The sequence below is a fragment of the Paenibacillus elgii NBRC 100335 genome (assembly GCF_004000865.1).
GTDB lineage: Bacteria > Bacillota > Bacilli > Paenibacillales > NBRC-103111 > Paenibacillus_G > Paenibacillus_G elgii.
This window is the reverse complement of the sequence record NZ_BIMB01000015.1, coordinates 112151-125419: the sequence shown is the minus strand read 5'-3', so window position 1 is coordinate 125419 and position 13269 is coordinate 112151. Positions and strand designations below refer to the sequence as shown.

Sequence of the window (13269 nt, the reverse complement as noted above, 5' to 3'; positions counted from 1 at the left end):
ACCATTTCCATGCCGGTTTAAGAGGACCATGCGTTTTTGACAAAACCGTGAAGCCGGCTGTGTGGAAAATTCAAACATTCCGAAGAAAGCGCTTGCCATTTTATGTACTGTTTAATTATAATACAAAACATAACAAATAAACCGATGCAGGAGGCGAGCTGCTCACATGATCATCGCGGGCATGAATATTACGTATCGTCATTTTCCGTTCGGGCATTTCTTGGACGGGATGGAACGCACGGGAATCGGCAGCATCGAATTATGGGCCGGGGAACCTCACTTCTATGTGGGACGAAACCCGCTCTCCACGCTGCGAAGCATTCGAAAGGAGGTGAAAGCGCGAAAGCTGAACATCGTTTGCTACACTCCCGAGCAGTGCGTCTACCCGTATAATTTGGCCGCCTCGGACCCAGACTGGAGAGCGAGGAGCGTGGCGTATTTCAAGGAAAACCTGTATGCCGCGGTTGAATTGGAGGCTCCGATGATGCTCGTCACGTCGGGGATCGGCGATTTTGCCGTGCCGCGCGCCGATTCTTGGAATTTTGCAAGCGATTCCATTGCGCAGCTGGCCCGAATCGCTGAAGCGGAAGGCATTACTCTGGTGCTGGAACCGCTGACGCCGTTGGAAACCAACCTGATGACGACCCTTCGGGACGTCCGGAACATGATGGCGGAGATCGGCTCCCCTTCCCTGCGCGTCATGATCGATACCGTCGCGATGCAACTGGCCGGGGAAACGCCGGACGACTACTTTGCCGCGCCGGGCGGCCTGCCGCATGTCCATCTGATCGACGGAGACGGTCAGTCGGACGCGCATCTTGCGCTCGGAGACGGGGCGCTGAACTGGGAAAGCTGGGTGCAGAGCTTGCAGAAGCACGGGTACCAAGGATGCTGCACGCTGGAAATCATGGGCTCGCCCTACTACGCCAATCCGCAGGAAGCCATTGTAAAGTCGCTGGACAAGCTCCGGCAGTTGGGAATTTCTTCTTAGGGTTAACATCTTGAACATGGAGGAATCGTGTATGAGCAACGGCAGTCTCACACGAAAACTTGGATTCTGGTCCGCCTTGGCGCTGGCCGTCGGGACGACGATCGGCTCGGGCATCTTCGTATCGGTCGGCGAGGTGGCCCGCGCATCCGGCACCCCGACGGTCTCGATCATGGCATGGCTGATCGGCGGCTTGATCGCCATTCCGCAAATGATGGTTCTGGGCGAATTGTCGACCGCTTACCCCGAGAACGGCAGCGGGTATGTGTATCTGAACAAAGCCGGCTGGCGCCCGCTCGCCTTTCTGTACGGCTGGGCCACGTTCTGGGCGCTCGATCCCCCGTCGATTGCGATTATGGCTATTGCGATCGTTTCCTACGCCGCCGTGTTTTTCCCGTTCTTCGCAGGCATCGCGGGAAAATTTCTGGCCGTCGCCATCATTCTGGCCATCACCGCGATCCACTACCGCAGCGTGAAGGAAGGCGGCGTGTTCCAGGTCCTGATTACCGCGGTCAAAATCGTTCCGTTCGTCATCGTCGTCGCGCTCGGCATTATGTATATGAATACCGACAATTTTGCCTACACCCCTCCGGGCGGTACGGCCAATACAAGTCTCATGGGCGGCATTTCCGCCACGACATGGGCCTATACGGGCATGGCGGCGATCTGCTTCATGGCCGGCGAAATCAAAAATCCCGGGAAAGTGCTCCCCCGCGCCCTGATCGGCTCGGTGCTGATTGTGCTGACCCTCTATACGACGCTGGCCGTCTCCGTGACGGGCTTAATGCCCTTCGAGCAGCTCATGAAATCGGAAGCACCGGTGTCCGAGGCGGTTTCGTTTATTCCCGGGCTCGCGCATATCGCTTCGTCGTTTGTCTCGATTACTGCCATTATTGTCATTATCGGCTCGCTCAGTTCGTGCATCATGTTCCAGCCGCGCCTCGAATACGTCATGGCCCGCGACGGGCTGTTCTTCAAACGGTTCGGGCAGGTGCATCCCAAATACGAGACACCAAGCTTTTCCATCATCGTTCAGGTCGTTTATGCATGCACGCTCGTCTTTTTAAGCGATCTGACGACGCTGCTCGGTTATTTTACGCTGACGCAGCTCGCCATTAACATTATGGATTTCGTCGCGATCTACAAATGCCGCAAGCGCGACGACTACAAGCCCGTGTACCGCATGCCGGCGTGGCGTCTGACGACCATTCTTGCGATTCTGGGCGCCACGTGGCTCGCATGGGGAACGTTCACCTGGGCCCCTTGGCAGGGCTTGCTCGCGGCGGGGATCGTCATCGTCACCGGCCTTCCGGTTTACCATTACTGGGAAAAAAGAAATCGCTCTCATCGCGATCCCGACATCGTCCATGACGAAATTCCGAAAGAAGCCTAATTTGGATTGATTTTTAATTCTATTTTGTTATAATACAAAACATAACAAATAAAACAAAAAAGAGAGGCGTGTTGAACTCATGCTGCATTTGGACAAAACAAAAGTCGATTTTCTGGTAACGTCGAGCATGATCCCCGAGGTCGAAACCTTCATCCGGGAAGGCCAGCCCAAAATTGCCGGCATCGCGCAAAAGCTCGCGCAGCAAAAGATCGGGCGCGTATACTTCGTCGGCTGCGGCAGCTCCAAGGCTGTTGGGGGCGCGGCCAAATATTTGATCGACAAATACAGCACGCTTGTCTCAAACGTGTATACCGGCTGGGAATTCGTTGACCATACGCCCCGCGCTCTGGATGCCTCCACGGCGGTCGTCGTCATCTCCCACTCCGGCACGACGGAGGAAGTCGTTCAATCGCTGCGGAAAGCCAACCAAGCCGGGGCCGTGACGATCAGCGTCGTGAACAAGAAGGAAGGCAATCCGCTCGGCGACGAAGCTCAATTCGTGATCGACTACAACGCCCATGCGATGTGGGAATGCCACCTGCTGGCCCTCTACTTCTTGGCCCTGCAATGGATTCGCGAAGTCCAGCCGTCCGAAGAGGTCGAACGCATTCTGGCCGATATTCCGAAGCTGCCCGGCGTCCTGGCAGGCCATATCGATTCGTTCGAAGCAAAAGCGCTGAAGCTGGCGGAATCGGTCAGCAGCTGGAAAGGCTTCTATACGGTGGCGGCCGGACCGCTCGTATCCCTCGCTTATAAGGAAGGCGTCATTACGAATATGGAATTTATGTGGGGTCACGGCGCGGTGATCGAAAGCGGCGAGTTCCGCCACGGCCCGCTGGAAATCGTCGAGCCCGGCGTTCCGTTCGTCTTCCTCGTCGGCACCGACGCTTCCCGCCACATTACGGAACGCGCCTTGCGCTTCGTGCAAAAGTACAAAGGCGAGCACATCGTGTTCGACTATCAGGAATTGTCCGGCGGCCTGCATCCGGATCTGGCCCCGATGGTCATGTTCGTGCCGCTGGAATGGTTCTCTTACTACTTCGCCGTCGCGCGAGACCACAACCCCGATGACCGCCGTTACTACGGCGTCGTCGAATATTAGAATGGCGCGATCCCCCTGTCTTCCGGACAGGGGGTTACGCTCCTGTAGGAGGCGAATGGGAAGATGAAAGCTGTCACCGTCGGAGACAACTGTATGGACGTCTATTTGTCGAGGCAGGAAAGCTACCCGGGCGGCAATCCGGTGAACGTGGCCGTCTACTTAAAGCGGCTCGGGGGCGATGCTTCGTATATCGGCTGGGTCGGCACCGACAGCTACGGCGAGCAAATGCGCCGGGCGATCCGGGACAAAGGGATCGACGTCAGCCATCTGCACCAAAAAGAAGGCCAAACCGCCGTAACCTACGTCGAGCTGATCGGCAGCGACCGCAAATTCGGCGACTATCACGAAGGGGTGATGGAGCACTTCGTGCTGACGGAAGCCGATCTGCGGTTTATCGAAGGGCATGCGCTGGTGCATGCAGGAATCTGGGGCCACGCGGAGCCGTATTTCCCGCGGTTCAAGGAGAAGGGGCTGATCACCTCCTTCGACTTCTCGGACCAGCTTCATCACGACTTGACCCGGAGACTCCCGGCCTTTGTTGATTACGCTTTCTTCTCTTATACGCAGGACGACGCTTATATCCGCAGCTACCTGAAAGAAACGCATGCGCTCGGGGCCCGGGTCGCCGTCGCCACCTTGGGGGAAAACGGCTCGCTTGCCTACGACGGCGAGCGTTATTTTCGCCGCGAGGCGGAAGCGGTCGCCGTCGTGGATACGATGGGCGCGGGCGATTCGTTTATTGCCGGCTTCCTGCACGGGATCATGAACGGACTTCCGCTGACGCATTGTCTGGAGCAAGGAACGCGGGCCGCGACGCAAACGATTACGTATTTCGGGGCCTGGTAGCTGGAATTCGCGGCAAAGTTGCATGTATAATGAGAAGAAACATTGGCGACATGGAGTCGATTTTACGCTATGAACTTAAACCCATCGACAGCGCAGCCCTTATACATGCAAATCCGGCAAATGCTGAAGAACGATATTCAAGAAGGAAAATACAAACCCGACGAGCAGATTCCGACGGAAGCGGAGCTGTGCGACATCTATCAGGTCAGCCGCATCACGATACGCAAAGCGATCGAGGAGCTGGTCAAGGACGGCACGCTCACCCGCATCCAGCGCAAGGGGACCTTCGTCACCTCAAGCAAATTCCAGAACGAGCTGCTGTCGGTCAGCGGCTTCTCGGAATTCAGCCACCAATTGGGGATGATCCCCAATTCGCGCACGCTGCGCAGCGAAGTGATTCCGGCTACCGCGGATATGGCCGAGCGGCTGCAGATCGAGGAAGGAAGCCCGGTGCTTGAGCTCGAACGGCTGATGTATGTCAACGAGCGGCCGCTGTTTTACGATCTGGCCCACTACCCGCTGACGCGCTTCCCCGATCTGGAGAAAAAAATCGCGCGTGACGAATCGACGTACAAGATTTTGAAGCAAGATTACGAAACGGAAATCGACAGCAACGATAAAATTATCAATGTAATCGGGGCGACGAAGGATCTGGCGAAAGCGCTGGAATGCGACGTCGGCGCCAACCTGTTCCGCATCGTCAAAATCGCCTACGATTCGCACGACCGGCCGGTTCACCTCTCCACGTTCATGTGCGAGACGAACAAGGTGAATCTGACCGTGCACCGCGCGAAATGAGGCGAATTCGCCTACCGGTTAGCACGGCCTCCATCCAGCTATCCTTACAGAAAGTCTACACACGAGCTGTATGAATAAGAGAGTGTCCCTCAGCCATTTTCATGGACTTTGCGACACTCTTTTTTTGTTTGCCGCTTCGATATATATGCGGATACTAACCAGGCAATTTGTAATCAAGGTCGGATTCATACGAGCTGATCTCCCAGCCGTTTATACCTTTTATAAGTATAAGGTAATCCGTGTTGACATGCTGCTTGTTATTCCGAAGGCTTGTTACAGATACCACTGCTTTTTTCTCCGTAGCAGAAGTTCTCCGAATTTCTTTTATCTGAAAGCCGGTTACCTCGCCGTACCAAATCCTTACGCTAATCACCATTTGTGGATTGTGATTTGACATAAGATCCGCTATCGCCCCGTAATCTTTCGTTCTGAAAGCACTGTAAAAAGAATTTAATAGATCCTTTTGTTCGATGTTATGATCTGCGTAAGGATTCGCATAGTAATACTTGTAAAAGATAAATCCCGCGAGAATCAAAAGCGCAGCAAGGCTGATGTAATAACGTTTTTTCATTCTCTTCGTCTCCCATAAATAATCCGAAATAAGTGTCACTTTTCTATCCATTTATTTCGAAAAGCTTTCTTCATATTCCTCCACTCGTCGGTAAAATCTTGGTTGCGCGACCGGTCTATACTCTTTCACGGGGATTTTTTTCGATTGCCGTCGATTGCCATCAATTCCGGGCGGGTAACTGTTAAGTTTCTACAAAAAAATGAAGAAGCGCGCACAATCCTCTTGCCTGAAATTCCCTTTTTACAGTACACTCAACACAAAGTTACGCTGGAAATCCGGGGGTGCGCATGTACAAAATCATGATTGTGGACGACGAAGCGATCGTACGCGAGGGCATCAAGGAGCATATCGATTGGAACGGGCTGGGCTTCGAGCTCGTCGGCGATTATGCGAGCGGCCGGGAAGCGTGGGAAGCGATAGAGCAGGTCAAACCAGACCTCGTGCTGTCGGATATTTGCATGCCGTTTATGGACGGGCTGGAGCTGACGCGGCTGATCCGGACCCGGTACCCTTTCGTGAAGGTGATCATCCTGACCGGCTTCGACGATTTCGATTATGCGCAGCAGGCGCTGCGGCTCAAAGCTTATGACTTTATTTTGAAACCGATTACAGCGGCCGATCTTCGCGCGCTGCTGACGAAGGTGAAAGGCGAGCTCGACGAGGAAACCCGCCAGCGGGAAGATTTGACGCGGCTGCACATGCAATTGAACCAAAGCCTGCCCCTGCTGAAGGAACGCTTTCTCGAACGATGGGCGACGACCGCCATGGGGGAGGCGGAAATCCGCGAGCGGCTCCGCTATTTCGGACTTCCCGAGCCTCTGCCCGACTATGTGGCGGTGGTCGTCGACATCGACGATTTCGGCGGCGGCGGACACCTGCCCTCCGATCGGGACCAGGAGTTGCTGCGCTTCGCCGTGTACAATATGGTCCAGGAAATCTCGGGTCAGGAGAACGGCATCGCCTTCCGCACCCGCGAGGAGCGCGTCGTGGCCATCGTGTCCGGGCTTGCGGCCATGCCTCTGTACGAGCTCGCGTACCAGCTCGCCGATACGATCCGGCAGTTTGTCGAGAAATATTTGAATTTGACCGTAAGCTTGGGCGTCGGACGCGTATGCGGCTCGCTGGAGCAGCTTCCCCTCTCTTACAAAAGCGCCCTGTCCGCGCTCGAATACCGGCTGCTGCTCGGCAAAAACCAAGTGATCGGTATTGTCGATATGGAGGGGCAGCCGCCCGCAGCTCCGGACAACGGCGCGGAATGGACCCGGCTGCTTGCCTCCGCCGTGAAAACCGGCACGACCGCAGACGTTCACCGCTTGATCGAGCAGTTGGTCGCCCACTTGAAAACGTCCCGGATGCCGATCGAAGCGTGCTATTGGCAGATCCAGTCGGTGATCGTCACGCTGATGAATACGGTCCGGGAGCTCGGAGCGGACGAACCGCGCGCAACTGCAGGCGAGCACAATTGGCTGACGGACGTGTACCGGTTCAAGACGCTGGACGAAATCCAGGACTGGCTGACGCACATTCTAAGCCTGGCGCTGGAGCAAATCTCCGAGCAGCGGAACCGCCTGACGCACATGCAGGTGCTGCGCGCCACCGAGTATATCCGCGAGCACTACGCGAACGACAAGCTCTCCCTGCAGGAGCTGTGCCGGCATACGCTCATGAGCACCAGCTATTTCAGCACCATGTTCAAGCAGCAGCTCGGCGAAACGTTCGTCGAATATTTGACGCGGGTGCGCATCGACAAGGCGAAGGAGCTGCTGCTGCACACCCCGCTCAAGTCCTATGAGATTGCGGCGCAGGTCGGCTATGCCGATCCGAACTATTTCAGCCTGATCTTCAAGAAGCACTCCGGCCTCACGCCGACGGAATATCGGGACAACGCGGCGGCCAAGGAGACCCGCCGATGAAGCCTGTGCTCCGCCTGCCGTCGCCCTTGTTCCAATTCAAAAGCATCCGCTCCAGCATCGCCGCGGCTTTTTCCTGCTTGATTCTCGTCTCCGTCGGCATCACCAGCTTCATCTCCTACCGTTTGTCCGCCGACGCCGTAGAGAAAAATTCGCAAGCCTACCTCTCGGAAGTCATGAAGCAGGTCGGCGCCAATATCCAGTCCTACTTCACGAATATGGAGAACATTTCCACCCTGGCCCTAACGAACAAAGACGTCAAATATTTTATCTCCAACACGGTGTTCATCAGCGAGGCCGACCGCCGGATATACGAGAAGCGCATTTCGGACATGTTCCAGTCGATTCTATACACCCGCAAAGACATCGCCTCCATCATGGTGTTCGGCTACAACGGCAAGTTCGTGTCGGACCGGCGCAGCACCAGCCTCAATCCGAACGCGAAGCCGGAGGAGCAGCTCTGGTACAAGCAGGCGAAGCAGGAAGGCGGCAAGCCGGTCGTCTCCTCCTCCCACGTTCAGCATGTGATCCAGAACGAATACCGCTGGGTCGTCTCCCTCAGCCGGGAGTTGAAAAGCACTGACGGGATCGCAGGGGAAGGCATTTTTCTCGTCGATCTCAACCTGAGCGTCATCAGCGAAATCTGCAGTCAGGTCAACCTCGGCAAGCGGGGCTACGTGTTCATTGTCGACAACGGCGGCAACATCGTCTACCACCCGCAGCAGCAGCTGATCTACAGCAACCTGAAAAGCGAGCTGATCGACAAGGTGATGCATACGGACAGCTTCGTTACGTACGACGGCGACGAATCGCGGATCTATTCGGTCCACGATACGAAATTCGGCTGGAAAATCGTCGGCGTCGCCTACACGGACGAGCTCGTCACCAACAAGCACACGATTCAAAGCTCGTTCCTGCTGCTGGCCGTCTTCGGGCTGGCGATCACCCTGCTGCTGTCGTTCGTGCTCTCGCACCGGTTTTCCAAGCCGATCAAGAACCTCCAGGATAAGATGAAGCAGGTGGAAAAAGGCAACTTCGACATCCGTGCCGAGATCGAGCAGGAGAACGAGATCGGCCAGCTCGGACGCACGTTCAACCTGATGGTCGGCCACACGAAGGAGCTCATGAGCGAGATCATTCGCAACGAGGAAACGAAGCGCAAAAGCGAGCTCAAGGTGCTCCAGGCGCAGATCAATCCGCATTTTCTGTACAATACGCTCGATTCGATCATCTGGATGGCGGAAGGCAAGAAGCACGAGGAAGTCGTGCTCATGACCTCCGCGCTCGCCAAGCTGTTCCGGGCCAGCATCAACAAAAGCGACGAGCTTGTGCCCATCTTCATCGAAATCGAGCATATCCGCAGCTATCTGCTGATCCAGAAGATGAGGTACAAGGAAAAGCTGGATTACCGGATCGACGTCTCCCAAGACATTATGGCCTGCAGAACGATTAAAATTTTGCTCCAGCCCTTCGTCGAAAACGCCATCTATCACGGGATCAAAAATAAACCGGGGTGCGGGCTCATCACCATCGCCGGCGAAGAGAAAGACGGCAAAATCGTGTTCACCATCGAAGACAACGGCCTCGGCATGACGCCGGACCAGCTGCGGCACATTCTGGTGCCGAAGACGGGAACGGAGCGCGGCACGGGCGTTGGCATAGCCAACGTTCATGAACGGATTCAGCTTTATTTCGGGACGAGCTACGGCGTTAGCTTCGAAAGCGAACCGGAAAAGGGCACCCGGGTCACGCTGACGATCCCGAGAAGCGAGTAGGAAAGGAGCAGCTGATGCAGACGCATAAAAAAATCGTGTGGATGCTGGTGCCCCTCTTGGCCTTGGGCGCCTATACCGCCATCCTGCTCCAGTCCGTCCAGACCGAAAGCGGTAAGGACAAGAGCATTATCGTCATTATGAAAAGCAACGATATCCGCACGGAATTTTGGCAGACGGTCCGGGCCGGGGCGAAGACGGCCGCCAAAGAATTTCAAGCGAGGGCGGACATTCGCGGCCCGTTACAGGAAACCGACGTGCACGAGCAGATCGGTCTCGTGGAGCAAGCGATTGCGGAGAAGCCGCAAGCGATCGTGCTGGCCCCTGCCGACGACGACCTGCTCGTTCCTGTGGCGGAGAAGGTGCGCCAGGCCGGAATCAAGCTGGTCGTGATCGATTCGCCGTTGGACGGCAATCCCGGCGACAGCTTTATCGCCAGCAACAATCTGGACGCAGGCCGAAAAGCCGGACGGGCGCTGGCCTCCATGACCAAGGGCCGGCCCGCCGTGGCGATCCTTAGCGACAAGGGCAGCTCCCCCACCGCCACAGACCGGGAAAACGGCATTCGGGAGGCGCTCGCCGCCGACCAGCCGGCGGCCGTCGTCGGCACGCGGTATGCCGCGAATCAGGAGGAACTGGCCTACCAAGCGACCAAGCAGCTGCTCGCCGACCACCCGGAGATTAACGGCATGATCTGCTTGAACGAGACGGCTACCTTGGGAGCCGCCAAAGCGATCAAGGAACTGAACAAAAGCGCCTCGGTCAAGCTCGTCGGCTTCGGCGCTTCGATCTACGAGATCAAGCTGCTGGAGGAAGGCGTGCTGCATGCCACACTGGTCCAGAAGCCTTTTAACATCGGATATTTGGGCGTAAAGGCAGCCGTGGAGCTCATCGACGGGAAAAAAGCAAACCCGCGCGACAACATCGATTCGACGGTCGTCACCAAGGAGAACATGTACGATCCGGAAAATCAAAAGCTGCTTTTCCCTTTTGTAGAAAGGTAAGGATAACAAGCCCTGGCTCAGGTGATCAATCCAAGAATCGAGGTGGACTGAATGAACCGACGGAAGCCCGCCGCAGCGGCCGTATCGGCTGCGCTGCTGCTGATGCCGCTGTCCGGCTGCGGGATTGACTCTTCCCCTTCTCCTGCAATGGCGGAACAGAAGGCGTTGATCCAGTTCCTGGCCGCGGAGTACAGCACGGATACGCGGCCGCTGCTGGAGAGCATCGTGAAAGATTTCGAAGCGAAATATCCGAACATTGACGTCGAGCTGCAGGTGGCGAATTGGGACATCCTCGACGGCGTCTATACGACCATGATCAGCAAGAACCAGCCGCCCGACCTGCTGAACACGAACGTGTACGCCCATTTCGCCAAGGACGGCCTGCTCAACGACTGGAACGATATTCTGTCCCCGGAGCTGAAGGCGAACCTTCTTCCCAAGTTTCTGGAAATGGATTATTGGAACGGCGCCCAATACGCGATCCCTTATCTCACCACCGTCCGCAATCTGTATTACAACAAGGACATTTTTGACGAAATCGGGCTGACCGAGCCGCCGAAAACGTGGTCCGAGCTGGTCGAGACGGCGCGGAAAATCAAACAGACGGGCAAAGCCGAAGGCTTCGGCGTGGACTTGACGGACAACGAAAGCCAAGCCTACTTGTCCTACTTCTTCTTCGGAGCGGGCGGAGGCTGGATGAAGGACGGGCAGTGGACGATCAATTCGCCGGAAAACGTCGAAGGGCTGACCTTTCTGAAGTCGCTGTACGATCAAGGACTGACCGATGCCGAGCCGACCGTCACGACGCGCGACGAGAAGCACCGCATTCTCGGGAACGGAAAGCTCGGGACGATGATTTCGGGCAATTATTTCCCATCTGTCGTTCCCAGAGAATTTCCCGGTCTGAAATGGGGGATCGGACCGATGCCGGTCAAGGACGGAACCCCGCCTATCGCCTTCGGCGTGCAGGATGTGCTGGTGTCCTTCAAGACGGATCACACGAACAAAGAGGCGCTCTCCAAATTCATCAGCTTTCTGTACGACGATGCGCGCTACGAGAGCATCATTCTGCGCGAAGGCTTCCTACCGGTGACCAAATCCGTAGGGGACAAGCTTGCGGCCAAGGACAAGAATGTAAAAGACAGCCTCGAAGCGCTGCAGACGGCCCAATTTTATCCGGTCAACCACCCTGCCTGGCAGAAGGTCATGGACGGAACGCGAAAGATGGGCCAGGCCGTCCTGATCGACCACATGCCGCCCCAAGCCGCCCTCGATCAGCTTCAGCAGATCGCCCTCACGAAAAGCCGCGAGTAACGCAGTAAAAAAATAAAGAACTCTTGGAAGATATTCAATGGAGCTTTCGAACCAAACCTCCTAAGATAAGGGTAAGCAATCAAGATATGCCTTAGAGGTCCTAATTTTAGGAGGGTTCGAAAGATGAAAAAAGCATTGACTAAAAGCGCGGCCTTGGGCATGGCCTCCCTGCTTTGCGCGCTTTCGCTGGCCGGCTGCGGGGGCGCTCCGGCGGCTAAACCGGCCGACACGGCCAAGCCGGGCGAAGCCGCCAAGCCCGCCGACGGAGCGAAGCCTGCAGACGGCGCCAAACCGGCGGAAGGCGCCAAACCGGCGGAAGGCGCCAAAATCGCAGGCGACTTCGAGATCCAATACTTCGTCGGCGGCTACGGCGACGCCTGGTGGAAAGAAGTGATCGGCGAGTTCCAGAAGAAGTACCCGGATCTCAAAATCAAGCAATCGGCCGGCTCGCAAATCAACGATCAAATGAAGCCGCGTTGGATTCAAGGCAATCCGCCCGACGTCGTCTACATCGACGGGGCCGGATCGAACGAAGCCCAGATGGTCAAAGACGACCAGCTCATGGACATCTCCGACTGGGTGAAAACCGCGAAGAACGTCGACGGCGACAAGCTGACCGACCAATTGATCGCCCCTCCTCAGGATTTCAACGGCAAAAATTTCACGATCCCGCTCGTCTTCGGCTCCTGGGGCACGTTCTACGACGAAGCGCTGTTCAAGAAGAACGGCTGGACCGTGCCGACCGATTGGGACAGCTTCCTCGCTACCAGCGAGAAGATCAAAGCCTCCGGCATCAATCCTTACATCCATACCGGCAAATACCCGTACTACATCGTCGGCGGGCTGGTCAACTCCGGCTTCGTGTCTGAGAACGGCGACAACCCGCAAATTTTGAAGGATCAGGAAGCGGCGAAGGAAAAAGCGTTCAAGAACGACGCCGTCGCCAAAACGCTGCAAAAGCTGGTTGATATGCGCGATAAGGGGTATTTTGACAACGCCTCCTTCGGCATTAACCACACCGATTCGCAAATGCTCTTCCTTCAGCGCAAAGACGCCATGCTTCCGAACGGGCTGTGGCTGGAGAACGAGATGAAGAAGGACGTCCCGGCCGACTTCAAATTCGGCTTCGTTCCTTCCGTCATGCAGAAGCCGGGCGGCAAAAGTATCGCCATTCCATACACAAGCAATATCGCCATCGCGAAGAAAGCGAAAAACCCGGAAGCGGCAAAAGCGTTCGTACAGTTCATTTTCACGAAGAAAACGGCCACCCGCTGGGCGGAGCTAACCGGAGCCATCATGAACGTGAAGGCCGATCTGGAGGCGACAAGCGCCAGCGGCGTCGTGAAAACGGCCATGAAATATTTCAACAGCAGCAACACCATCGTCGCCCCCGTATTCAAGCTGAACGCCGACTTGGAGCAGGCCGAGAGCGACGCTACGATCGCGCTGCTGCAGAAGAAAATTACGCCGGACGAATGGATGGACCGCATGGAGAAAGCCGCCGCTAAAGTCAGAGGAAGCAAATAGCGTCTCGACCCGGGAACGATCGGCAGGACCCTTCCTGCCGATTT

General features: G+C 56.2%; 11 protein-coding genes. 10 read left to right on the top strand and 1 reads right to left on the bottom strand.

Translation table 11 applies throughout. The annotated features are described in order from the left end of the window. Nucleotides 1-166: 166 nt before the first annotated feature. The 5 genes from PEL01S_RS13930 (at nucleotide 167) to PEL01S_RS13910 (ending at nucleotide 5127) form a co-directional block, all read left to right on the top strand. Entirely contained in the window at nucleotides 167-991 is an 825-nt protein-coding gene (locus PEL01S_RS13930; protein ID WP_127460707.1) for a sugar phosphate isomerase/epimerase family protein, read from the top strand. 31 nt (nucleotides 992-1022) lie between these two features. Continuing rightward, a complete protein-coding gene (locus PEL01S_RS13925; RefSeq protein ID WP_127460706.1) occupies nucleotides 1023-2381 on the top strand; it encodes an amino acid permease in 1359 nt (452 codons plus the stop codon). Nucleotides 2382-2460: 79 nt separating this feature from the next. Next, nucleotides 2461-3483, top strand: a complete 1023-nt coding sequence (locus PEL01S_RS13920; RefSeq protein ID WP_127460705.1) for an SIS domain-containing protein — start codon at nucleotides 2461-2463, stop codon at nucleotides 3481-3483. A gap of 63 nt (nucleotides 3484-3546) precedes the next feature. Further along, on the top strand, nucleotides 3547-4329 hold the full coding sequence (gene frlD, locus PEL01S_RS13915) for a fructoselysine 6-kinase (protein WP_127460704.1): 783 nt from the start codon (nucleotides 3547-3549) through the stop codon (nucleotides 4327-4329). Nucleotides 4330-4398: 69 nt separating this feature from the next. Further along, nucleotides 4399-5127, top strand: coding sequence for a GntR family transcriptional regulator (locus PEL01S_RS13910; RefSeq protein ID WP_127460703.1), 729 nt, complete (start codon nucleotides 4399-4401; stop codon nucleotides 5125-5127). Between the two features lie 154 nt (nucleotides 5128-5281). On the opposite strand, the gene PEL01S_RS13905 is transcribed toward PEL01S_RS13910, so the two are convergent. Further along, nucleotides 5282-5698: a hypothetical protein gene (locus PEL01S_RS13905; protein ID WP_127460702.1), complete on the bottom strand. Its 417-nt coding sequence runs from the start codon at nucleotides 5696-5698 to the stop codon at nucleotides 5282-5284. A gap of 287 nt (nucleotides 5699-5985) precedes the next feature. On the opposite strand from PEL01S_RS13905, the gene PEL01S_RS13900 reads away from it, so the two are divergent. From PEL01S_RS13900 to PEL01S_RS13880, 5 genes are all read left to right on the top strand, one after another. Next, complete coding sequence (locus tag PEL01S_RS13900) at nucleotides 5986-7611, top strand: response regulator transcription factor (protein WP_127460701.1); 1626 nt, start codon at nucleotides 5986-5988, stop codon at nucleotides 7609-7611. Further along, complete coding sequence (locus PEL01S_RS13895; RefSeq protein WP_127460700.1) at nucleotides 7608-9383, top strand: cache domain-containing sensor histidine kinase; 1776 nt, start codon at nucleotides 7608-7610, stop codon at nucleotides 9381-9383. The genes PEL01S_RS13900 and PEL01S_RS13895 overlap by 4 nt, the downstream gene beginning before the upstream one ends. Nucleotides 9384-9397: 14 nt before the next feature. After that, entirely contained in the window at nucleotides 9398-10384 is a 987-nt protein-coding gene (locus tag PEL01S_RS13890; protein ID WP_127460699.1) for a substrate-binding domain-containing protein, read from the top strand. A gap of 51 nt (nucleotides 10385-10435) precedes the next feature. Then, a complete protein-coding gene (locus PEL01S_RS13885) occupies nucleotides 10436-11698 on the top strand; it encodes an extracellular solute-binding protein (protein WP_127460698.1) in 1263 nt (420 codons plus the stop codon). A gap of 123 nt (nucleotides 11699-11821) precedes the next feature. Further along, a complete protein-coding gene (locus PEL01S_RS13880; RefSeq protein ID WP_127460697.1) occupies nucleotides 11822-13225 on the top strand; it encodes an extracellular solute-binding protein in 1404 nt (467 codons plus the stop codon). Nucleotides 13226-13269: the final 44 nt, after the last annotated feature.